32 protein-coding genes and 1 tRNA gene are annotated in these 18,226 nt (G+C 36.3%); 4 read left to right on the top strand and 29 right to left on the bottom strand.

The genetic code is table 11. From position 1 onward, the window contains the following. Positions 1 to 7: 7 nt before the first annotated feature. From P164_RS18675 to P164_RS18700, 29 genes are all read right to left on the bottom strand, one after another. Positions 8 to 124, bottom strand: a tRNA-OTHER gene (locus tag P164_RS18675). Between the two features lie 123 nt (positions 125 to 247). Beyond that, complete coding sequence (locus P164_RS18680) at positions 248 to 391, bottom strand: hypothetical protein (protein WP_159106018.1); 144 nt, start codon at positions 389 to 391, stop codon at positions 248 to 250. Beyond that, positions 376 to 726 (bottom strand): hypothetical protein, encoded by a 351-nt coding sequence (locus P164_RS08675; protein WP_028376015.1) that lies wholly within the window; start codon positions 724 to 726, stop codon positions 376 to 378. The genes P164_RS18680 and P164_RS08675 overlap by 16 nt, the downstream gene beginning before the upstream one ends. Further along, a complete protein-coding gene (locus P164_RS18685) occupies positions 719 to 883 on the bottom strand; it encodes a hypothetical protein (RefSeq protein ID WP_159106019.1) in 165 nt (54 codons plus the stop codon). Before P164_RS18685 ends, P164_RS08675 begins: the two co-directional genes overlap by 8 nt. 69 nt (positions 884 to 952) lie before the next feature. After that, positions 953 to 1,228 carry a hypothetical protein gene (locus P164_RS18585; protein ID WP_125411770.1) on the bottom strand — a complete coding sequence of 92 codons (276 nt, stop codon included), beginning with the start codon at positions 1,226 to 1,228 and terminating at the stop codon, positions 953 to 955. Positions 1,229 to 1,310: 82 nt separating this feature from the next. Then, on the bottom strand, positions 1,311 to 1,643 hold the full coding sequence (locus P164_RS08680; RefSeq protein WP_028376016.1) for an HNH endonuclease: 333 nt from the start codon (positions 1,641 to 1,643) through the stop codon (positions 1,311 to 1,313). Next, complete coding sequence (locus P164_RS08685) at positions 1,640 to 2,344, bottom strand: hypothetical protein (RefSeq protein ID WP_159106020.1); 705 nt, start codon at positions 2,342 to 2,344, stop codon at positions 1,640 to 1,642. Before P164_RS08685 ends, P164_RS08680 begins: the two co-directional genes overlap by 4 nt. 11 nt (positions 2,345 to 2,355) lie before the next feature. After that, the gene (locus tag P164_RS18690; RefSeq protein ID WP_159106021.1) at positions 2,356 to 2,496 is read right to left on the bottom strand and encodes a DUF6965 family protein; all 141 of its coding nucleotides are present in this window, start codon (positions 2,494 to 2,496) and stop codon (positions 2,356 to 2,358) included. Between the two features lie 406 nt (positions 2,497 to 2,902). After that, entirely contained in the window at positions 2,903 to 3,151 is a 249-nt protein-coding gene (locus P164_RS08690) for a hypothetical protein (protein ID WP_035899712.1), read from the bottom strand. Next, complete coding sequence (locus tag P164_RS08695; RefSeq protein WP_051621305.1) at positions 3,138 to 3,941, bottom strand: HNH endonuclease signature motif containing protein; 804 nt, start codon at positions 3,939 to 3,941, stop codon at positions 3,138 to 3,140. Before P164_RS08695 ends, P164_RS08690 begins: the two co-directional genes overlap by 14 nt. Continuing rightward, positions 3,934 to 4,395, bottom strand: a complete 462-nt coding sequence (locus P164_RS08700; protein ID WP_028376018.1) for a helix-turn-helix domain-containing protein — start codon at positions 4,393 to 4,395, stop codon at positions 3,934 to 3,936. The genes P164_RS08695 and P164_RS08700 overlap by 8 nt, the downstream gene beginning before the upstream one ends. Beyond that, the gene (locus P164_RS08705) at positions 4,392 to 5,300 is read right to left on the bottom strand and encodes a hypothetical protein (RefSeq protein ID WP_028376019.1); all 909 of its coding nucleotides are present in this window, start codon (positions 5,298 to 5,300) and stop codon (positions 4,392 to 4,394) included. Before P164_RS08705 ends, P164_RS08700 begins: the two co-directional genes overlap by 4 nt. Beyond that, the gene (locus P164_RS08710; RefSeq protein WP_028376020.1) at positions 5,300 to 5,968 is read right to left on the bottom strand and encodes a hypothetical protein; all 669 of its coding nucleotides are present in this window, start codon (positions 5,966 to 5,968) and stop codon (positions 5,300 to 5,302) included. The genes P164_RS08705 and P164_RS08710 overlap by 1 nt, the downstream gene beginning before the upstream one ends. 7 nt (positions 5,969 to 5,975) lie before the next feature. Next, positions 5,976 to 7,523 carry a class I SAM-dependent methyltransferase gene (locus tag P164_RS08715; RefSeq protein ID WP_028376021.1) on the bottom strand — a complete coding sequence of 516 codons (1,548 nt, stop codon included), beginning with the start codon at positions 7,521 to 7,523 and terminating at the stop codon, positions 5,976 to 5,978. Further along, complete coding sequence (locus P164_RS08720; protein WP_028376022.1) at positions 7,520 to 7,795, bottom strand: hypothetical protein; 276 nt, start codon at positions 7,793 to 7,795, stop codon at positions 7,520 to 7,522. The genes P164_RS08715 and P164_RS08720 overlap by 4 nt, the downstream gene beginning before the upstream one ends. Positions 7,796 to 8,166: 371 nt before the next feature. Beyond that, positions 8,167 to 8,730, bottom strand: coding sequence for a hypothetical protein (locus P164_RS08730; protein WP_028376023.1), 564 nt, complete (start codon positions 8,728 to 8,730; stop codon positions 8,167 to 8,169). 1 nt (position 8,731) lies between these two features. Beyond that, positions 8,732 to 9,115: a MarR family transcriptional regulator gene (locus tag P164_RS08735; RefSeq protein ID WP_028376024.1), complete on the bottom strand. Its 384-nt coding sequence runs from the start codon at positions 9,113 to 9,115 to the stop codon at positions 8,732 to 8,734. Positions 9,116 to 9,125: 10 nt separating this feature from the next. Beyond that, positions 9,126 to 9,407, bottom strand: a complete 282-nt coding sequence (locus tag P164_RS08740) for a DUF3127 domain-containing protein (RefSeq protein WP_051621306.1) — start codon at positions 9,405 to 9,407, stop codon at positions 9,126 to 9,128. A 3-nt stretch (positions 9,408 to 9,410) separates the two neighbouring features. Further along, on the bottom strand, positions 9,411 to 9,818 hold the full coding sequence (locus P164_RS08745; RefSeq protein WP_028376025.1) for a YopX family protein: 408 nt from the start codon (positions 9,816 to 9,818) through the stop codon (positions 9,411 to 9,413). Between the two features lies 1 nt (position 9,819). Next, positions 9,820 to 10,290 carry a hypothetical protein gene (locus P164_RS08750; protein ID WP_028376026.1) on the bottom strand — a complete coding sequence of 157 codons (471 nt, stop codon included), beginning with the start codon at positions 10,288 to 10,290 and terminating at the stop codon, positions 9,820 to 9,822. Then, the gene (locus tag P164_RS08755; RefSeq protein WP_051621307.1) at positions 10,277 to 10,987 is read right to left on the bottom strand and encodes a lambda exonuclease family protein; all 711 of its coding nucleotides are present in this window, start codon (positions 10,985 to 10,987) and stop codon (positions 10,277 to 10,279) included. The genes P164_RS08750 and P164_RS08755 overlap by 14 nt, the downstream gene beginning before the upstream one ends. Beyond that, complete coding sequence (locus P164_RS08760) at positions 10,987 to 11,382, bottom strand: hypothetical protein (protein WP_028376027.1); 396 nt, start codon at positions 11,380 to 11,382, stop codon at positions 10,987 to 10,989. The genes P164_RS08755 and P164_RS08760 overlap by 1 nt, the downstream gene beginning before the upstream one ends. Before the next feature lie 22 nt (positions 11,383 to 11,404). Further along, entirely contained in the window at positions 11,405 to 11,599 is a 195-nt protein-coding gene (locus P164_RS08765; RefSeq protein ID WP_028376028.1) for a hypothetical protein, read from the bottom strand. 5 nt (positions 11,600 to 11,604) lie between these two features. After that, positions 11,605 to 12,912 carry a hypothetical protein gene (locus P164_RS08770; protein ID WP_028376029.1) on the bottom strand — a complete coding sequence of 436 codons (1,308 nt, stop codon included), beginning with the start codon at positions 12,910 to 12,912 and terminating at the stop codon, positions 11,605 to 11,607. Between the two features lie 2 nt (positions 12,913 to 12,914). Next, positions 12,915 to 13,262, bottom strand: a complete 348-nt coding sequence (locus tag P164_RS08775; RefSeq protein WP_028376030.1) for a hypothetical protein — start codon at positions 13,260 to 13,262, stop codon at positions 12,915 to 12,917. After that, the gene (locus P164_RS18695; protein ID WP_159106022.1) at positions 13,259 to 13,402 is read right to left on the bottom strand and encodes a hypothetical protein; all 144 of its coding nucleotides are present in this window, start codon (positions 13,400 to 13,402) and stop codon (positions 13,259 to 13,261) included. The genes P164_RS08775 and P164_RS18695 overlap by 4 nt, the downstream gene beginning before the upstream one ends. After that, on the bottom strand, positions 13,389 to 13,580 hold the full coding sequence (locus tag P164_RS18590) for a hypothetical protein (RefSeq protein ID WP_125411771.1): 192 nt from the start codon (positions 13,578 to 13,580) through the stop codon (positions 13,389 to 13,391). Before P164_RS18590 ends, P164_RS18695 begins: the two co-directional genes overlap by 14 nt. Before the next feature lie 96 nt (positions 13,581 to 13,676). Beyond that, the gene (locus tag P164_RS08785; RefSeq protein WP_028376032.1) at positions 13,677 to 14,288 is read right to left on the bottom strand and encodes a helix-turn-helix domain-containing protein; all 612 of its coding nucleotides are present in this window, start codon (positions 14,286 to 14,288) and stop codon (positions 13,677 to 13,679) included. Positions 14,289 to 14,358: 70 nt separating this feature from the next. Further along, positions 14,359 to 14,631 carry a hypothetical protein gene (locus tag P164_RS18700; RefSeq protein ID WP_028376033.1) on the bottom strand — a complete coding sequence of 91 codons (273 nt, stop codon included), beginning with the start codon at positions 14,629 to 14,631 and terminating at the stop codon, positions 14,359 to 14,361. A 151-nt stretch (positions 14,632 to 14,782) separates the two neighbouring features. On the opposite strand from P164_RS18700, the gene P164_RS08795 reads away from it, so the two are divergent. From P164_RS08795 to P164_RS08810, 4 genes are all read left to right on the top strand, one after another. Beyond that, entirely contained in the window at positions 14,783 to 15,499 is a 717-nt protein-coding gene (locus P164_RS08795; RefSeq protein WP_159106023.1) for a helix-turn-helix domain-containing protein, read from the top strand. 1 nt (position 15,500) lies between these two features. Further along, positions 15,501 to 15,899, top strand: a complete 399-nt coding sequence (locus P164_RS08800; RefSeq protein WP_028376034.1) for a hypothetical protein — start codon at positions 15,501 to 15,503, stop codon at positions 15,897 to 15,899. 724 nt (positions 15,900 to 16,623) lie between these two features. Further along, a complete protein-coding gene (locus P164_RS08805) occupies positions 16,624 to 16,905 on the top strand; it encodes a helix-turn-helix transcriptional regulator (protein ID WP_028376035.1) in 282 nt (93 codons plus the stop codon). A gap of 63 nt (positions 16,906 to 16,968) precedes the next feature. Beyond that, the gene (locus P164_RS08810) at positions 16,969 to 18,186 is read left to right on the top strand and encodes a primase-helicase family protein (RefSeq protein ID WP_035899714.1); all 1,218 of its coding nucleotides are present in this window, start codon (positions 16,969 to 16,971) and stop codon (positions 18,184 to 18,186) included. Positions 18,187 to 18,226 lie beyond the last annotated feature (40 nt).

The following is an 18,226-nucleotide window of genomic DNA, read 5'->3' on the forward strand; positions in this document are numbered from 1 at the left end:
ATATTTGTAAAGTAGACAGGATTTGAACCTGTATTTGTCGTAGACCACTTACGAACGTCCGTCACGATCGGAACCAATTCAACTCACTACGGGTTGAGCGTCTTACCAATTTCGCCACTACTTCATTTTGCAGTTGCTTTTTACTGCCAAGCCAGTCTTTCAGTAATTTGCCGGGTAATACTTTCCGTTACAACCAAACTCCCCCTAGCTTTGAAACAACCATTACTGAGTCCACGATTAGCGACAACTAAGCGTCAAAATGGGGCTTGGTATTCTTTGAAGCAGCTATTGCCAAATCTTGATTTAGCTTTTGCTTTATTCCTTCAGGGGTTTTTTCTAATTCCCTTTTTGCTCTTTGGATTCTGATTAGCGTGTTTACTGTTGCTGACATATCTTTTGGTTTTTTGAAATGGTTACATCAAGTTGAGCGGCCATAAGCGCTCCTGACTTTTCAAATTCTCTCTGGCGGTTTAGAGGTGTTTCATTATACATATCAGGACTCCAAGGCCAAAGAGAAGATCTTTTAAAGTGGTGCATTTGAGTAGCTGGGGTAACTGCATAAGCTGCGCTTGCATTCGCCAATTCCTCATTCTCGTAATAGGTTTTAAGATCCTTTTCAACATCATAACCTTTCACTTCTTTCTGTCTTGCGCGCTCTTTGCATATTGCAGCACAACCGGGTCCGAATTCCTTTTCTATTTCTTGAAGTAGTTGCTCTCTATTCATTGTCCTTTTCCTTTTTAGCCTTCGGCTTTATCTCGACTGCTTTTCCAGCCTTTATGATTTCATCTCCACGTTCTTTGGTAGTTTCGATTGTTGCTTTTGCCAGAATGGTTTTTCCTGTGTGCTTATCGACAAACTTTTCAATGATTTTTAGTTTCATATTGATATTTTGTAATTAATTGATTATCAGTATTTGAGTCTCATTTTCTCCAAAGGGAAAACAAAAGTTTTATCTGTACTTAAATGCCCTAATAACTTCAGGGATATATTCTTGAATAATAGATTGGATAAGAACTACAAGTAATCCAATTATCAAAACCAAATATGAAAGCGGATTTAAAGGGTTAAGACCTCTTGAAGTGTAGCGATATCCTGATACAGCATGATACTTTCCAACCTTTATGCTTGATATCTTTAGCCAGAACATCCATCTAAACCAAAGGGTTTGGCTTTTTATGTATTTCTTCTTAAACTCTTTTGGAGTTAATGTTGATTCTTTTCTCATTTCCTAGTCAGTATAAAATGCAAAATCAATGATGCGATTCCCCCGCAAACTATTCCTGTGGTTATAATTGTTAATACTGCGCTCATACTGCATCCATTTCATAAACTTCATACTTCGCTATCTGGGCATCCATCCAAGCGTAATCAAAACTTACCCCGTTGAGTCCAAGAAAATCTCTATGCTTTCTGAATTGTTCTGCGGTGGTGTGTCGCTTATCGCCTAATTGAATATGCTCTTCACGTGTCTGGGCCATTAGGTTTTCTATTCGATCAAGGCTTTTATCTGGATTACCCCCCGCGCCTCTTGGAATTAAATGACAAATATCAACCGCCTTTTTCCCACTTATTTCACTTGGCACGAAATCAGTATCGCTATAACCTAAAGCCTTCATGTAAATCTTTGTATGTGATTTCATATGTGAGTCCAAGATTTTCTGTTTACAATTGAACTTATAACTGAGGCAGCAACTCCATATTTATCACCTATTTCTCTTTGTAGGTAATTTCCAGAGGCATACATTTTTCTTATCTGTATAACATCTGGCTCAAATAATTTAGCACCTCCATTACCAGAACCATTACTTTTCTTTTTAAGTTTTACATACTTTGAAACTACAGTTATTGAGCAACCTAGTTCTTTTGCTAACTCTGGTAATTTCTTACGGTAAGAAGAATATTCTTCATTAATATACTTTGCTTCTTTTGCCGTAATTTTACGGTTAGCAGGACCGTATTTTTTATTGTAAGCAAGTATTGTTTTTTTTGCTCTTTCTTGATAAATCTTTTTTAGTTCAGGTCTATCTAAGTAATATTGTTTGTTCTTTTTGGATAATTTTTTTAAAACTATATCATTAAAAACATACCCTTTTTCACCTCCTGTGGTCAAGTTTAAACAAAGTCTATCTTTCCATTTATTCTTAGCTTTTGAAATCCAATATTTCTCTTTACTACCTGCTAATTTTCTGTTTTCACATTTTTCCAACACGAACCTTCTATAATTTTTTCTACCATATTTTTTAATTTCTTCCTCTAGAAGGTGTCCAGAACCTAAGTATCCTGATTTTTTGCCGTTAGTCATTCCGACATAGAAACTTCCGTTTAGCTTATTTATGGTCATGTAGACTATCATTATCTCAATCCCTTTAGTTTCTCCAACCTTTCGCGGTATGGCTGCTTTGCTTTCTCGCTTGCGTTTCCTAGAATCATATTCTCGTGACTGGTTATTGCCTTATCGAGATTGATTACTGTTTCGCATTGTGAGATTTTCATTTTTACTTTTTAAAAACCCAAAGGCTTGATTTTTGAATTACTCAAGCCTTGTCTGGGTTTGAATTGATTAAGCGCTTTTGGTCAATTTCTTTGACCGCATAGCCTCACGCTTTTCGGCAGCATCCTCTTTTCTCACTCCCTGCTGAGTTCGTATTGTGAGTTTGGAATAATCTTAAATATTAAATTGCCAAATGGCAGAAATGTAAAATCGAAAGGACATAAAATGCCCGTAAAGGAAAGTTGAAGGCGAGAGCCTAAAGGGAAAATTGGTAAAAAGTATTCTTGAAATTTGTTGCCTGATTAACAGGACTTAGGAAGATTGGTAACGAGTATGCAATATGCGAAAACCTTGTGATTTTTCCTAGTTTTTATATGAAAAAGTTTTCGATTAAATTATAGTTTTAAATTAGTTTCCTATCTGCTTAACTCCGAAGTTTTCAGGAAGTTTATAACTGTCTACCTTTCCGTTTGCAGCTAGTGAAACCGCTTCGAGAGTAACTCGTGCTCCGTTTACAATTTGTGCAGCAACAGAAGTAATTGCTTTTGATTTTCTAATCTCTTGTTCCATATCTTCACCTTTGATATTTTCATCATTCAATCGCTCTAATTGCGCGAAAAGGTGATCATTTAAGTCTGATAATTTATTCTTTGCCATGCTCTTTGATTTTATGGGAAATCTCCCAGATTAATTTTTGTGATTTACGTATTGGTTTTGGGAATCTTTGCAATGAGTTGTCAAGCATATTATTCCGCATTGATTTAATTTCTAAGTTTTCTATTTGGCAGTTTAAAGGATTACCGTCCTTGAAGGATAGAATATGCTTATCTGGTATATTCCCATTTTGCTGCTCCCAAATATGCCGGTGCTTCAAAACATATTTTCCTTTTTTAATTCTAATCTCGATATAACCGTCTCTAGTTACTCGCTCGTGTCCGTTGTAGTTTGTATTGTGCGGCTCGTGACCTTTTTTAAAATGGGTTTTTTGTACATTTTTTAAAGATTCTCCGCTTAACCATTCTTTTTGCCGTCTTCCTTTATTTGGCGGTATATCTCCTTTTTTCCGTTGCCCTTTTTTCTTTCTGGCTTCTCTGATTTCCTTAGGTATTTCTAAGCCCAACTGTCTTAATCGAATCATTACACCGCAATAGCTTTTTCCTATCTGCTCACCCAATGGCTTCACTGGTATTTTGAGGTAATTAGCTTTTAAAAATTCATCCATTTCAGGAGTGAAGGTTGTTCGACCTCTAGCCTTGTTGGCTATTCGCTCATACATCAATTTTTTACTTACTTGAAGTCCTGCATCTCTTAAAACCTTTTGAACCGTTGAAGGATGAATATTTAGCTTAGTTGCTATTTCAACACTTGAAAGATTCAAACGATTTTCAACTATGAATTTTAGGTCTGCACCTGATATTCTCCTTCCCATTTCTGAATATTTACACATTACTAAGCGTGTATAAATGCTGCCTCATAATCTTTAATAAACTATGATAGCTTATAGTACTATTCACCTTTTCTAAAAGGTCTTTTTTATACTCGCTAAAATCCTTGTCGAAATGATTATTAAATAAAGCTTCGCTTGCTATAAGCTCCAGGGCTTCTATATCTTCACGCTCTTTTTTATAAGCTGATTTATACTTTTCAATCTGCCTGTGAGAATGTAATACAGTTGAATGATCAAATGGGTTTCCATACTTTTCTGAATAAACACCAATTGTCTCTAAACTTATAGTCGTACATAATCTAGCTAAGTAGTGAAAATGCTGTCTCGCTGCTATTATTGCACGTTTTCTTGAAATTGCAAAAAGTTCTTTTGGCTCAATTTGAAAATGATGGCAAATAATATCTACAATCAAATCTAATTTTCTAGCATCTGCTTTTTTAATTGATAATTTCATTTTCTAAAACTTTTACCTCTAAACACAATCACATTAAACATTTCAAAAAGTCTGTCATAAACCTGGCTGCTGTATTTTTCTCCAAATTGTGCCAGACCTTCATTCACGTCTTCAGGAAACTCGTCATTGAAATTACAGCTGATGTACGTTCTTAATTTCTTCTTGTAACGCTCTTGAATTATGTCATTGAACAGATTTATTTTACCGAAATTATTGGCTATACGCTCAGTAAGCACATCATCAAAATACTTTACTCCGGATAGGACGGTTTTCCAGAATTCATCTTTATCTCTCACATTTTGTTGCGGATCTGCTCCACAGGTTTCGTACATTTTTACAACTTCATTAGCTGAATAACCTCTGAAGGTTATGTTTGATTTCCGTAAGGCAGAATCAAGTGCGTTCATTGTGCTGCTTTTTCCGTTGCCATAACCGCCAATTATTAGCAACCCTTTATCAAGGCTAGGTTTTGAAACAAGAGAAACATTTTTACATCTTACAAAATTCTCTTCGTCACCGATGAAATAATAAATAAGCGGCTTAATATTCTCTACGCATTCAAGCGACTTAGAGTATCTAACCTTTTCATTAGCGAAATAGCTATCACTAAACATTCTCCAGAGCACTTCCTTTGTAAGCTTTACCGGTTCGCGGATTATTTTTTCTTTTGGCTCTAGGGTTTCTTTGATGAAGTTTACCGGGTTCTTAACTGCCGCATAAGCATCCCTTAGGCGAATGGCCTCAGAAACTCGCATACCATTACAAGTTTTTTCTAGATATGCTATATTTTCCTCAGTGATATTATCTAAGTCCAGACTTTTAAAAAACTCATACTTTCTTCTTCCGATTAAATCTTCTGATTTGCTTTTTGCTAAATCTGATAGTTTGTTTTGTAAATTTTCCATTATCGATTTGTTGAGAAGGTTTTAGGTTTAATTGAAGTAAATTTTTCCATTCTTGTAATCCATCCAGAGACAGCAGATTTCCATTTCGCCATTTTTGTTTTTCCTACTAGCCAGTTTTTAGATTCATAAAAATCGATGAACTTTTGAGACTCAATTTTCGCCCTAGATTCGCCAACTTTTTTTTCAATCATAAATTCATAAACTTCAATTTGTGATGGTGGCGTGAAACGCCCTCCCTTTTCTTTAATTCTTATATTCTTTATATTATTATCTTCTTTAGTTGTTGCCCCTTGCCTGCCCTCTGCCTGCCTTTTGCCTGCCGTTTCGCTGCCCGTTTGCTTGCCCTCTTGATCTTCTGATTGTTGAAGTTTATCCCATTTTACTAGGTTTACCACTTGAAATCTGCTTGCCGTATTCCTTGCCACTTCTCCACTCTCTTCAAGTTTTTGCATTGCAGTTCTACATTGCTTAATACTTAGCCCACAACCTTTAGAAAGAGTGCTCCAACTAAGAACCATTGAACCTTTTTTAACCATCAAACCTTTCCATTTTTTGTCTTCATAATTGACTGAAATGAGCAAGTGAATTAATAATATTCGAGCATTTATATCGTCATACCATTCCCATTCAGAAAGACTCCTGTGAAGTTTTATCCATCCTGTGCTCATACTATTTCTACAGTTTTTCAGGTAGCGGAAAGCCTTTAATTTTCGCCACTCGTTGATTAAATAATGCCCATACATCACGCTCTTTGAATTTGAAGTGAACAGTACCTTTCTTATAACATTTGAACTCAAAGAAATCCCAGTCACACCATTTCCCCCATTCAGGGCGTTTAAAAAGGCTGTATTTCTTGCTTGGGTAATATGTATCAGCAAACTCTTTAGCTGATTCTTCTGTGAATGCTGTAGGGCTCCCGTATTTGTTTCCTGATCTATTTAAAACCTTGTTGTAGATTATATCTGTAATGGTCACTCCATTCACTGATAAATAGCAGTTCTCGGTTCTTATGCGGTTGTAATAGCTCAGCATTGAATCCCAACTTTTACCGGTTAAGTAGCAAAGGACCTTGTTGATATCGTCCATTTTATTCTCTGAAGACCAGCCTGTCTCTATTCCTCCACCGTAAGAAACTTTTACCATATCTGGAAAGATGAATTTCTCACCTACCAGATAATGCTTATTAGTTTTGAATCCCGGTAAATTATATCTGTTATCGTGGTGATAACCTGTGATCTTATCAAAAGCCTCAATAACTGCCTTATCCATCGTTTGGCCACGCGTTTGAACAATCATATCCATCATTTGATAAATGTTCTTCTGCGTAAAGGGTATGTGCGTCTGCTGCTCTACAAATTTGTTGATGTCTTCCATAACTTTAGAAGTCACGAACTTTTTAATTTTGAGTTTACCTATAATCCACTCCCAGCTTTTCTTCTGAAGCTCTTTTGAAAACTCTTCTTTGTCAAGCGTTGATTTGCGATGCGTTAATGAGATGCCTATCTGTCCGCCCATTCCTACCGGCTTGATGTATGCGTCTAATCTATTGGCGCGCTCTACAAACTCGTCAAACTCTTTTAAGCTTCCGATATATCGCATTACTATATCTCTTACTTCATCGTAAGGTAAAAGCCCGTCCTGCCCTCCAAATTCTTCATCTGCATCCAAATAGAATCCTTCAAATTTTGTTTGATCTGAAATGACCGGCTTTATTAATTTGATTAGTCCTATGTCGATTCCAGTAGTGCGTTCGGCTTCTGAGAAAACAGGACCCAAATTTGTAGAGCTTCCGTTTTCTTTTATTAATACTTCTAATTGTCTTCTATTTCTAGAGAATGAATTGTTGATAGTTTCCCAGTTGCATAATGCTATTATCTGGCATCCTTCGGGTGCTACTTCATAAGCTTTCAGGATGTGCCTATCTGCGTTACTGAAAGGCGGATTCATTATTATGTAATGAACGTGACTTATCTGCTCTGGCTTGCATTGCAGAAAATCCTCGCCTATCACTTTACATTTAGAACTTAGTATTGCTCTAAGATCTTCAAGTTCTTCAAATGCCAATACTTGTTTTGCTCCTCGTTCGTTTAAGACTTCAACTATATGACCGCTACCGGCTGATGGCTCAAGGAAAACTTTATCTTGAATATCAACTCCGAAAAGCATATCCTCAATTACAGCTTCCGGAGTTGGGAAAAATTCTGAATTGAAAATTGTTTTCATACTAATTGAGTTTTGACAGCCTTAATTGATTTGGCTATAATATTGTTGTATCTGGCTCCGCTTTTAGACACGCTACCTTTATTAACTGCAGCTACAAGGACATTATCTCCTTCTTTGAATTCAGAGAGCACAGCAAGCATTCTGGCTCCGTTAAACTCTATGAATGAAATCTGGTTTCCTTCTTCCTCTAATTGAATTTTTCTTTTTTGGTGACCGGTTCCGTCCGGATCTAATTTTGATATCTCTACGATGGTGCCTGTATAAATTTTCATAGTTATCTATTATTGCGCACTCTCGATTTCTCCCCTACATTTGTCCTGTAGTTATTTGAAATCATTGATGCTTTTCTTGTTAGGATTATTCGGGTTAAGTGAATGCTTTGACGATTTGTGAACGTGTTGGTGGCAGGTTTCACAAAGACAACAGAGCCATTCTAAAAATTCAAGTTCTTTACCAAATATCTTTGTGCCGTTGATCTGATAGAGTATGTGGTGTATTTCTAATCGGATCTTAGCGGCACAAATGATACATTGGAATTTATCGCGGATCTTGACCTTCCTTTTCACTAAGTCCCAGTAAGGATTGTTCTTTAGGGATTTTCGGTAATTGGAAGGCCGGCCGCGTTTATGGTTGAGTCTCCCCACTATTCGTTTGCAGCTTTTTTAAGGCGGTCAAAATAGATTGCGTTCTTATCACAGCTGGTAAGAAGGTCTTCAATCTCGAACTGTGGTATCTCTCTTACTTTTGCCAGTTTCAATTCAGCATCAATAAGAGTATAGTAATAGCGTTTACCATCATAGGGCACTTCCCAGGTTACTGATGGATCAAGATCTATTTCAGTAATACGCTCATTTGCTTCTGCGGCCAATTGCTGAATTTTATTCAAACTCGCATTAACCATTTCTTTAGCTTCTTTTTCAACTTGCTTTGCGCGTTCCAGGTCTTCAAGCTTTTTCATGTGATCTGACTTGTATCGTGGTAGCACGTCCTCAAGTTCTTCGGAGTATTCATCTCTAATTTGCTCCAGTTCAAAATCGTCCATATAACGAGTTGTTGTCAATTTAGAGCCCATTGCTAATAGGTTTGTACTCATAAATACTCTTGCATCCTCCTCTGTTTCAAATTGACCTAATACTGCAGGAACTCGTGTTGATTCCGCTGTAAAAACAATCTCGTTTGGTCTGTAATCTTCTACTACTTTTTTCATGTTACTTAGTTTGTGATAATTCGTGTTTTAGTGATGGGTTGATAAACTCTTCAAACTGGCTTAACCCTTTTTTGAGCCAGTGTTGATATTTGGTCTTTTTACGCTTTCTAGCGTTGTACTCTTGCTTACTGATGCTAGGTTGAAACTTGAAATAAGTCTGGAAACTGTGGTGTGATTTCTTAGTTCCCTGCTCTTCAATCAATCCTAGATCAAGTAAATCACTTACTCTAGCAGAAGCGGTTTGATGCTTCATATTGAGTTTGCGCTCTAATTCAGTAAGTGTTGTATATGGCTTATTTTTAATGTGGTGGAGTACTCTAGCCATATCCGTCTGTAGTTTCCCGGAGGAAATTTGATCTAGTAATGCTTTTACACGTGGTGTCATGTTTTCATTTTTATACCTGTTCGATTTTCCAACCAACAATTGAGTTAAATACATTGTATTCTCCTGCATCATTAGTGTGCTCTCGCCCTCTTAGGTTGTAGTTTACTTTGATGTTTTGACCTGCTTCGAGGTTATCAAGTAATTCAACATTGCCTTGTACAAATTCTACTTTAATGAATTGAGGATATTCTTCTACTGTTTGAAGAATTAACTCTCTTTTTCGGAATCCATTTGCTCCGAAAGTTTCTACAGGTCCAATTTGTTTTACCTGTCCTACAATTGTGTTTTCCATTGTTTAGTTATTATTTGATTGATAAATATTACCGGCTATTTTGAACCGGAAGTCTCTAAGTTCCTTGTAGAGAAATTCTCCAGAACCTTTATTTTGCTTAAATGAGTGGTCAAGCATCCACGCTCCTTTTTTATCGCACCAGTACACTTGCTGTTTAGTTTCTTCAAGCTTCACTCCTTCTTCGAGTTCTACATCTAAATCAATTAGCTGATCACCCTCGTAGATTGCGTTTCCTTCGGTGTCGGGGAAAGGTGTTTTTTCAAGCAAAACAGAATTTTCAATAGGGAAAATGTTTTCCAAATGCTCTGGACTATTTAAATCATTAGTGAAAACATATTTTTCATTAAATCCATAAACAGGAAGGATTCCTTTTGCGGGATGATATACTTTGTATTCAGTTGGCGTGCTCATTTTAATAAGTTGCTTTTAATTCTTTATCTGGAAGCGGGATCTCGTAATTGAACATTTCAAAAGCTAAATCTCTAGCTGCCTTATGGTATTCTTCTTGATCCCAAGTGTTGTTTGAAGTGGTGGACTTCTGCTTCACAATAGGTCTTCCGTTAATGGGGTTAAAAATGAGTTCCCCTGTCTCCTCATCCACTTTTTCCTCGAAGCTTAGATTCTGCTTAAGGAATTCGTGTACCTGGTCTTTTGTCAAAACCTCTCCCCATTCCTCTCTCAATAGATTCCTCCAATGCTCTACAATCACAGCAAAATAGTATGCGTTTTGATCGTTGCTTCGCTTTTTGTAGAATCGCTTAATTGACAGTGTGACTTCCTTACCTTCATACTGAGCAATGGCATCTACAATAACATCACGGTTACGTGTAAACTTTCCATTATGTATCTCTGAGCGTATGTCTATTTTTTTAGGTAAAGGCATCTAGTTCCTTAATTTTATCGTTACGATATTTAATCCCTTGACGAAGTCTTCGCTTCAAATCTTCAATAGCTGCTTCGTCACGCTCAATTTTTAAAATGTGCATGCGGTGCTCAGGTTTTTTAAATCTCGGGTCATAAGAAACCCAATACCAGAAATCAGCGCCGGTCACATACATACTCCCCATAACCTGCCAGAAGTAATTTGAGCAATGTTTTTCAAGGTCTGCTGCATTCTTTACATTAGTCAAGTAGAACAAATGAGTTTTGCTATTTGGCGCTTTGCCCTCGTAGCCACCTTTATATCCTATTCTACCGTCTGGTGTACATCCAACATCATCACCTAACTCAATAAATTCCTGCTCATTACCATACTTTTCAACTTCAATGCCTGTGATCTCCATAAAGTATTCAACTGCTTCAACCTCGTAAGCATTTCCGTGTTGCATTGCTGCACTGGTGAAATGATCACTTTCAGTAGTCAAAGCTTCAACCGCTTTCTCCATTGCGTATGTCTCAGCTCCTTTTGGAAACTCAGCCTTAGATCTATAACCCATTAACCGATGAAATTCGGAAGCTGTAAAACGGCCTCTTCTTTTTTGAAGCCATTGCTGGGTTTTGCTTTCAAGAGAATCTAAGGCCCCGAAGTCGAGACCTTTTGATTCTGATGCAATTTGCTCTGCTATATCTAGAAAATTCATTATCCTAGTTTTTCTACATCAAATAGCATAGTGCTGCCATCTGTTGATTTATTTTGCTTTTTACCTTGGTAAGTAATCTGCACCGGAGTTTTTGGATTAAGGTTTTTTACAGCTTCTACAAGTGTCATTTGGCCTGATAGAAAACACTCCTTCTCGCTTACAAAAACACCGCACTTTACTAACTCACCGTCTTCGCTAGGAACTTCTTTTAATCCCATAAAGAATGCGCGTAATGCCTGACCTTTTAAAGCGGCCCAATCGTCTGCTGACTTGTATTTAAGGTTTAGACTGAATTGTGGTTCTAGGCTACTTAGCTTTCCTAAGCTTTCAGTATCTGGAATAAGGAATGCTACCTCTGTTCCTGCTGCTTTTTTTACTTCTGATTCTTGTGACATTGTTTAAATATTAAATGGTTAATTATTGAGGCACCGCAATTCCTGCGAATACCGTTTCGTTTTGTATTGTTTTAAAAGCGCTATAAGGATAGCTACCTTTTCGTCTAGCGTGTTTCTCCGCTTTCTGGCGGTAGTCTGGATCTGTTACCGGGAATAGAAGTGTTTTGCCTTCTTCCATTCTTTTATCTATACTGATGCGGTTGTCTGTGAAGTACATTTGGTTTATTTTAAATCGGTTAGTTCAACTCTATAAGCTTCTTGAATTGCTTTGACTTCGTTGACAAATCGAGCAATTACATCAAACACAACTTCTTCATTAAAGGTTGGTGGCTCGGCTTTAAAGACTAAATCATTTAAATACGCCAAAGCCTTTTCCTTATCTGGCTTCAACTCTTCAAGACGCTTGGCTTCACGTTCAGCACGTTCCTTAGCTTCCTGTTCTGCCTTTGCTTTGGATTCGGCTGCCTTTTGTTTTCTATGATCTTCTCTAGCCTTAGCGTTAACCAATTCCGTTTTAGCTTCCTGAATAAAGTCTTCAAACTCTTCAATGTCCATCGCGTAAACATCATCGTGGAATTTGTCAAGCTTCAAGTCAAGTTCCTTGTAGATGAATTCCATTTCTTCGGTTGATTTAAAGCCTACTTCTTCAAGTCGATTGCAACGGATTTCAAATGTTTTTTGATGACGGGCTTCTTCTGCTGCTTTAAATTCTTCTCGCTCTTTTCTCAATTTCGCTTCCTCTGCTTCGCGCAGTTTTTTAGCTTCTGCATCTGCTTTTTCTCTTGCTGCACGCTCTTTAGCTTCCTGATCTGCCTTAGCCTTTGCTTCGGCTTCGGCTTTAGCGCGAGCTTCTTCCTGCTGTTTTTCAAAGGCTGCTTTTTCTTTCTCAAGTTTTTCGCGTTCTACTCTAGCCTCTTCCTGTTCAGTCAAATATTTTTCACGTTCACCTATCTGAGACTTAAGTAGGTTTCTTTTTTCAGCCCAATCCATTTCAAACTCTTCCAGTTCTTCACCGTCTTTAGCTACAATAGCATCAGCTAATTCTTGTTTAACTTTTTGTAGGCCTGCAAACTTTAGATCAGAAATAGTTTCCTTCCATTTTGAATAAGTTTCATTGATTCCTCCCAGAATCTTATCCTTACGCTCCTGCTCCTGACGTTCTTTCTCTGCTTTCTCACGCTCTTTGATTTCCTCGTAGCGTCTTACTTCTTCCTGTTGTTTGGTTTCGTGAGGAAGAGTGATGTCAATAAGTTCTTGAGAAGCTTCAGCAACTTTTGTTCTGAAATTTTTCAGTTTTGAAGCGATAGTTTTCTCTTGTTTCTGCACATCTGTTCTAGCCGTAACAAGAGTTGTTCTAGCTTTTTTTGCCTCCTCGTAAGTTGAATTGTCTTGAATTGCTACATAAGGATTTTCCTTTACGATTGCGAGTTGCTTTTCCTTCCATCCTTGAAGCTCTGGTAAAAGATTAGCTTCTAATTTTGCCAAATCGATTGTTTGGTCTTTTTCTAATTCTGCGATTGCTGTACTCATTCTTAATAGTTATTTTGGTTAAAAAACATTGATTCTGATAATCCGAATTCTGCGTAGGGATCTAAATATTCTTGTTCTGGCTGATCTTCTCGCTTCTCAAGTTTCTCAACCGTTTTATTCATTAATCGCTGTAAGGCCAGGCGCTGCTCTTGGGTAGGTTCAAGCTGATTCCAGTTGCTTCCGTAATTGTGTCCGAAATCCTCTATGGTAACATTGTGACCGGTAACCATTTCAGCATAAAAGCTCATTTCGTATTGATTCAGTTTAGCTGTGAATCCTACAGTCTCTAGGTCATTGCCTGTATCAAGCTCAGCCTTTTTTAAAAGGTTTATAAAAACTGAATCTTTCATAGTAGATAGATTTGATAGATCAGGAATAAGAAAAAGGCAAATAAGAATCCCATTATTACACCTAATTGCATTCCTGCAGATTCTCCTAAATCATAGCTCTCAACATTGAAGTCTCTAGAATTTGTTTTATGCTTGCTCATTAGTTTGAATTTTTGCCTCTTTAAAGAGTTGATTTATAAATTGTTTCTCCGTATCGCTGGTATCAGCTAATCGTTTACCATTAACTAACCATCTTCCGTTTTCCATTCTGGCTTCTAACTTGAGTCCTTGACAGTTTTTTGAACTCTTCTGCGTAGTAAGCTGTGCGTTGTTGCTCATAAGACATTGTTTTTGGTTTATCTGCTTTTTCAGCGATAAGAGCCTGTAAGTCTTCAAGAGACAAATGGTCTTTTGCTATTTGCAGATAAGGATTCATTATGCTAGAATTTGATTTTTATAAGAAGCGGAAACCAGACTAAGCTTGCAGTCTGTACCGGTCTTAGTGAAAAGGTTCTTCTTGTGGTGGTTTAGCGTGATAACAGTAATGTGAAGTGCGTCTGCAATCTCATAATCTGTACAGCCTCTAGCAGACATATCTATGATTAGAAGATCTCTGGTGTTTAGTTCTGCACCATTAATCTTTAAAGATTTATTAGCGAAAGCCAGTGATGGACAATTCTCAATGTGTCTAAAATTTTCAGATGGTTGTAGTTCACCATTTTTAATATCTGGCTTGTGATCTAAACCACCCCACATAAAGTAAGTGTATAATTCAACTTTGCGTACAGTAGTAAGCGTAATACCTTCCTCTTTCTCTAATACTTTGAAGAATTTTTGAGCGGGCTTATCTTTGTAAAACTCATTAAGAATTAAAGCGAAATAAGTTGCTTGAAGTTTTTTAAATGGATAGCACTGACCACTTTGAAAGAAGCGAACTGTCATATCTTTTTTAATGCCTACGAATTCTAAATCAATAGGATTCTTTAAATCTAGGCCTGCAATTACAGCTTGTGGTAAGTTTACGGTTGTAGTACTTTTGTGGTGCATAATTTGAAAATTTAATAGTGAATATTTGAGATTTATGTGTTTGCCTTGTAGCTCCAACTACAGGGCTTTTTTATGCGGATTGTAAGGATTCAACAAACTGCTTGTTGGCCTCGATTGCTTTTATCTTTTCATCTTTATAATGCTGAGCACATTTTTTAATCAATGATTCGATGTGCGGAATCTCTCTTGAGTTTCTAAAAGAATAACCAACCATTGCTTTGAGAGTTTCTTCATTCTTATAGCCGTGACTGAAATTTGTCTCATTTGCGTAGTCCACTATTTTCTGAATGTGCTTTGCTCCTAACACTTTTCTAATCGCCCTAGCCGTTCTTTTATCTATCATAGCAATCTGTCAATTTGAGATTGGTTTAATTGTTTTACATTTGTCAAACACTTTGTTTGTGTTTTGTTATCACAAATATAATCACATTTTTGTGATTAAAGCACAATTAAGTCACATTTTTCAAATTTTAACGTTTTCAAGTCACTTTTTTATGACTAGTAGTGAATTAAAGATCAAAAGAGAAGCTGCGGGGCTTAGTCAAGAAGAATTGGCTAATTTGGCAGGAATGCATAAGAATACTATTTACAACTACGAGAACGGGAGTAACATTCCTCCAAAGAAAATCACAATTTTAGAAAAAGCTCTGTCACAAAAAAATAATATTGAATCACAAAATTATATTTCTTCTGTGCCGGTTTATTTTTCTAGTGACTCTGATGATATCTATAACACAAATGGTAACAAATTCACGGAAAAACCGGACGGAAGCTTTGATATTGAAGTTGATTTAATTCCTTTCGATGCTTATGCTAGTTACCTGGAAAGCTTAGAAGAAGCTGGTATTCATTCAGATTTTGAAAAGGTTGTTTTTAATGTTGACCGTTACGGGAGAGGCCATTATCAAGCTTTTAAGATTAAAGGTGAAAGTATGAATGGAGGAATGATAAACGATGTTCCAGATGGAGCTTTAGTTTTAGCTAGGGAAATAGGTAGGCATCTTTGGAAGGATGGGTTTCACGATGCTAATCACGGCTTTATTATATTGTGTAAAGACAGTATTTACCATAAGGATATAGTTGATTTTAATAAAGAAAATGGCGACATTATTTGTGAAAGCCGAAACAATAGCCGTGAATTTGTAAAGCGATTCACTATTAATCTAAACGACGTTTACCAAATATTTAGAATTATAAAAAGACAGATGTAAAATGAAAAAAATAATCACAATTTTAAGTTTAGCTGTGTTATTTATTAGTTGTTCAAGTGATGACAGCGAAATACCAAACAGAGACGTAACCGTTTTAAACTCATCAACCTTTGTTTCCGAACAATACGTTAATTCAGATAATGAAATAAGATTGAATGCAATTAAATTTCTTGCGGACGGTAAAATTACTTACTTCAAGTCTGATGAATTTTACAATAAAATAGAATTGAGTGAAATAGATTTCGGAAGGTATGATTTGAATTATCCAAAAATATCAAACATAGCTAATGTGAATATTTTTTCTGAAGAAGAAATTACCATAGAAAAAGATTCAGAAGGGTTAATGTTTTTTGTAGCTGGTGGTTTGCGATATGAGTACGAAATAATAAATTTTAAATAGCAATTACTTCACTGAGCATAAGGATAAGCCCGGTGCTCAAATGCTTAAAAAACGATTACTGAATCGCATACCAAATCGAATACTATAACACGATTTTTTTAAGAATAACACGCTGCAAACCTAGTGTTTACGTTTCAAACTATAAGCTTAGCGGATTCATAACCCGGAGGTCGGGGGATCGTGCCCCCCTCTCGCTACTTGATAATCAGGCAGTTACATTAATTTGTAGCTGCCTGACTCATTAAAGGTACAACATAGGTACAACTTTAACATTTTTAACACTTGAAAATGACCGTGTTCTACCAATCTAAATCAATTCAATTCAAAGTTAATTTCCCTCTATTTTTCTTCTGAAATAGCTCACTTTACTTTTATACAAGTTCAAAAACCTGGTGTTCTAATTAAAATCAGCAAACTTTTTTCTTCTTTTCTATACTAAAATGACGTTTTTAAGCTCTTTGCTGGGGTCTGAATTAAAACTTTCTCAGAATTTAAATGTTGATAAGTCTACCAATCTTAAAAGAGATCCATTTAATTTATACTCTATTGTGAATGAATAATTTCAATTGATATCAAATTATATGGTTTTCGTTTAATCCATTTTGTGTATAAAAATGAGTTTAGTTTAAGCCTCTAAACTAAACTCCTACTTACTTTTATCTAAGGAATTCTATAAAAAAGAAACAAAGCGCTTTGTTCAGTATTCACATTAAAAACGAATATTATGAACACGATTAAATTAGACGAAAGGCTGGAGCGAATTGAATCGCTTCTGCTCGCCCAGAAAAAAGTACTTACTATTGAAGAAGCCTGCGATTATACAGGTATGTCTCGCAGCTACCTTTACAAATTAACTTCTACCGGAGCGATACCACACTGCAAACCCAGTGGCAAACTCATCTATTTCGATATTGATTTGCTAAATGAATGGCTTTTAAACAATCAACAAGATTCTCATTTTCAAATTGAAGATAAGAATCGTAGTACAACTTCTAAGAAACGTTGATTAGTTCAATTTACACCCCATCTCACGGATGGGGTGTTCCTTTTTCATTTAAAATACCTTATTATGAAAGCCATACCATATATACGTGTAGGAACCTCTTATTACAAATCAGTTAAAGCACCTACTATTGCAGGTCACTTTAATGAATTCTTAATTCCCTGGAGTATTGAAACTATAAGACAGGATCATGGTAAAACCTATTTAAGTAAAATACTAAAGTATGATGGGTTTACCTGTATTCCCAGTCATACTGATTTTAAACCAGCATACTACCATTTTTATAATACCTACTCTCCGCTTAGCAAAAAACCAAAGGAAGGAACCATAAGTTACACTCAAAAATTTATCAAGCATATTTTTGGAGAGCATTATGAGTTAGGACTGGATTACCTGCAACTACTTTACTTGCGGCCAGTTCAGATACTGCCGATTTTATGTTTGGTATCACGAGAACGTTCCACCGGTAAAAGCACCTTCTTAAAATGGTTGAAAATCATTTTTGAAAACAATCTCACCTATCTGACTAATGACAGTTTTACCAGTCAGTTTAATGCAGATTGGGCAAATAAACTGCTAATCTGTATTGATGAGGTGCTCTTTAATAAAGAAGAACTCACAGAACGAATCAAATACCTGAGCACAACCAATATCAATATGCTTGAAGCGAAAGGTAAAGATAAACGAGAGGTTGAGTTTTTTGGAAAGTTTATACTCTGTAGTAATAATGAGGATAATTTTATAAAGATAGATGGAAACGAGACCCGATTTTGGATTCGAAAAATTCCAAGGGTTGATCAGGAAGTAACCAATTACTTAGAACATCTAGAAGCTGAAGTCCCAGCCTTTCTTTACTTTTTGAAGCATCGTAAAATCCATTCGAAGCATGCTACCAGAATGTGGTTTCATTCGAGTCAAATTAGAACAAAAGCATTAACCCGATTAGTGCTCCATAATCGAAACCGGGTAGAAAAAGAACTTGCTGAGATTCTGCTTTTGGCATTGGATCATTTCAATCTTACTGAAATTGATCTCTGTCCCATTGATGCTTTGAATCTCTTGAGTAAAACCAGAATCAAAACAGATCTTACTCAATTGAGAAGGCTGCTTAAAAAAGATTGGAGGATCACTAACAAATCTAATACGCTTTGCTACCAAAAGCTGCTGATGTGGCAAGACGGATCACTTCAGTTTACCGAGGCTAAAGGAAGGTATTTTACCATCACTAAGGATTTTCTAATTGAAAATTTTGATGCACTGATGAATGATGAAGCTGAAGATTAGTATTTGTAGCTATTAAAGTACTCATCATTTATTCATCTTT

The sequence above is a fragment of the Leeuwenhoekiella sp. MAR_2009_132 genome (assembly GCF_000687915.1).
In the GTDB taxonomy this organism is placed as follows: domain Bacteria; phylum Bacteroidota; class Bacteroidia; order Flavobacteriales; family Flavobacteriaceae; genus Leeuwenhoekiella.

Excerpts from the sequence above, each read along its gene's own strand:
- P164_RS08695 (WP_051621305.1), bottom strand. The coding sequence starts at position 3,941 with ATGTGTAAATATTCAGAAATGGGAAGGAGAATATCAGGTGCAGACCTA.
- P164_RS08795 (WP_159106023.1), top strand. The coding sequence starts at position 14,783 with ATGACTAGTAGTGAATTAAAGATCAAAAGAGAAGCTGCGGGGCTTAGT.
- P164_RS08720 (WP_028376022.1), bottom strand. The coding sequence starts at position 7,795 with ATGAAAATTTATACAGGCACCATCGTAGAGATATCAAAATTAGATCCG.
- P164_RS08810 (WP_035899714.1), top strand. The coding sequence starts at position 16,969 with ATGAAAGCCATACCATATATACGTGTAGGAACCTCTTATTACAAATCA.
- P164_RS08755 (WP_051621307.1), bottom strand. The coding sequence starts at position 10,987 with ATGAATTTTCTAGATATAGCAGAGCAAATTGCATCAGAATCAAAAGGT.
- P164_RS08685 (WP_159106020.1), bottom strand. The coding sequence starts at position 2,344 with ATGACCATAAATAAGCTAAACGGAAGTTTCTATGTCGGAATGACTAAC.
- P164_RS18695 (WP_159106022.1), bottom strand. The coding sequence starts at position 13,402 with ATGAGCAAGCATAAAACAAATTCTAGAGACTTCAATGTTGAGAGCTAT.
- P164_RS08765 (WP_028376028.1), bottom strand. The coding sequence starts at position 11,599 with ATGTACTTCACAGACAACCGCATCAGTATAGATAAAAGAATGGAAGAA.
- P164_RS08705 (WP_028376019.1), bottom strand. The coding sequence starts at position 5,300 with ATGGAAAATTTACAAAACAAACTATCAGATTTAGCAAAAAGCAAATCA.
- P164_RS18685 (WP_159106019.1), bottom strand. The coding sequence starts at position 883 with ATGAAACTAAAAATCATTGAAAAGTTTGTCGATAAGCACACAGGAAAA.
- P164_RS08800 (WP_028376034.1), top strand. The coding sequence starts at position 15,501 with ATGAAAAAAATAATCACAATTTTAAGTTTAGCTGTGTTATTTATTAGT.
- P164_RS18590 (WP_125411771.1), bottom strand. The coding sequence starts at position 13,580 with ATGAGCAACAACGCACAGCTTACTACGCAGAAGAGTTCAAAAAACTGT.
- P164_RS08735 (WP_028376024.1), bottom strand. The coding sequence starts at position 9,115 with ATGACACCACGTGTAAAAGCATTACTAGATCAAATTTCCTCCGGGAAA.
- P164_RS18700 (WP_028376033.1), bottom strand. The coding sequence starts at position 14,631 with ATGATAGATAAAAGAACGGCTAGGGCGATTAGAAAAGTGTTAGGAGCA.
- P164_RS08745 (WP_028376025.1), bottom strand. The coding sequence starts at position 9,818 with ATGAGCACGCCAACTGAATACAAAGTATATCATCCCGCAAAAGGAATC.
- P164_RS08675 (WP_028376015.1), bottom strand. The coding sequence starts at position 726 with ATGAATAGAGAGCAACTACTTCAAGAAATAGAAAAGGAATTCGGACCC.
- P164_RS08740 (WP_051621306.1), bottom strand. The coding sequence starts at position 9,407 with ATGGAAAACACAATTGTAGGACAGGTAAAACAAATTGGACCTGTAGAA.
- P164_RS08750 (WP_028376026.1), bottom strand. The coding sequence starts at position 10,290 with ATGCCTTTACCTAAAAAAATAGACATACGCTCAGAGATACATAATGGA.
- P164_RS08805 (WP_028376035.1), top strand. The coding sequence starts at position 16,624 with ATGAACACGATTAAATTAGACGAAAGGCTGGAGCGAATTGAATCGCTT.
- P164_RS08760 (WP_028376027.1), bottom strand. The coding sequence starts at position 11,382 with ATGTCACAAGAATCAGAAGTAAAAAAAGCAGCAGGAACAGAGGTAGCA.
- P164_RS08775 (WP_028376030.1), bottom strand. The coding sequence starts at position 13,262 with ATGAAAGATTCAGTTTTTATAAACCTTTTAAAAAAGGCTGAGCTTGAT.
- P164_RS08710 (WP_028376020.1), bottom strand. The coding sequence starts at position 5,968 with ATGAGCACAGGATGGATAAAACTTCACAGGAGTCTTTCTGAATGGGAA.
- P164_RS18585 (WP_125411770.1), bottom strand. The coding sequence starts at position 1,228 with ATGAGAAAAGAATCAACATTAACTCCAAAAGAGTTTAAGAAGAAATAC.
- P164_RS18680 (WP_159106018.1), bottom strand. The coding sequence starts at position 391 with ATGTCAGCAACAGTAAACACGCTAATCAGAATCCAAAGAGCAAAAAGG.
- P164_RS08770 (WP_028376029.1), bottom strand. The coding sequence starts at position 12,912 with ATGAGTACAGCAATCGCAGAATTAGAAAAAGACCAAACAATCGATTTG.
- P164_RS08700 (WP_028376018.1), bottom strand. The coding sequence starts at position 4,395 with ATGAAATTATCAATTAAAAAAGCAGATGCTAGAAAATTAGATTTGATT.
- P164_RS08680 (WP_028376016.1), bottom strand. The coding sequence starts at position 1,643 with ATGAAATCACATACAAAGATTTACATGAAGGCTTTAGGTTATAGCGAT.
- P164_RS08715 (WP_028376021.1), bottom strand. The coding sequence starts at position 7,523 with ATGAAAACAATTTTCAATTCAGAATTTTTCCCAACTCCGGAAGCTGTA.
- P164_RS08690 (WP_035899712.1), bottom strand. The coding sequence starts at position 3,151 with ATGGCAAAGAATAAATTATCAGACTTAAATGATCACCTTTTCGCGCAA.
- P164_RS08785 (WP_028376032.1), bottom strand. The coding sequence starts at position 14,288 with ATGCACCACAAAAGTACTACAACCGTAAACTTACCACAAGCTGTAATT.
- P164_RS08730 (WP_028376023.1), bottom strand. The coding sequence starts at position 8,730 with ATGAAAAAAGTAGTAGAAGATTACAGACCAAACGAGATTGTTTTTACA.
- P164_RS18690 (WP_159106021.1), bottom strand. The coding sequence starts at position 2,496 with ATGAAAATCTCACAATGCGAAACAGTAATCAATCTCGATAAGGCAATA.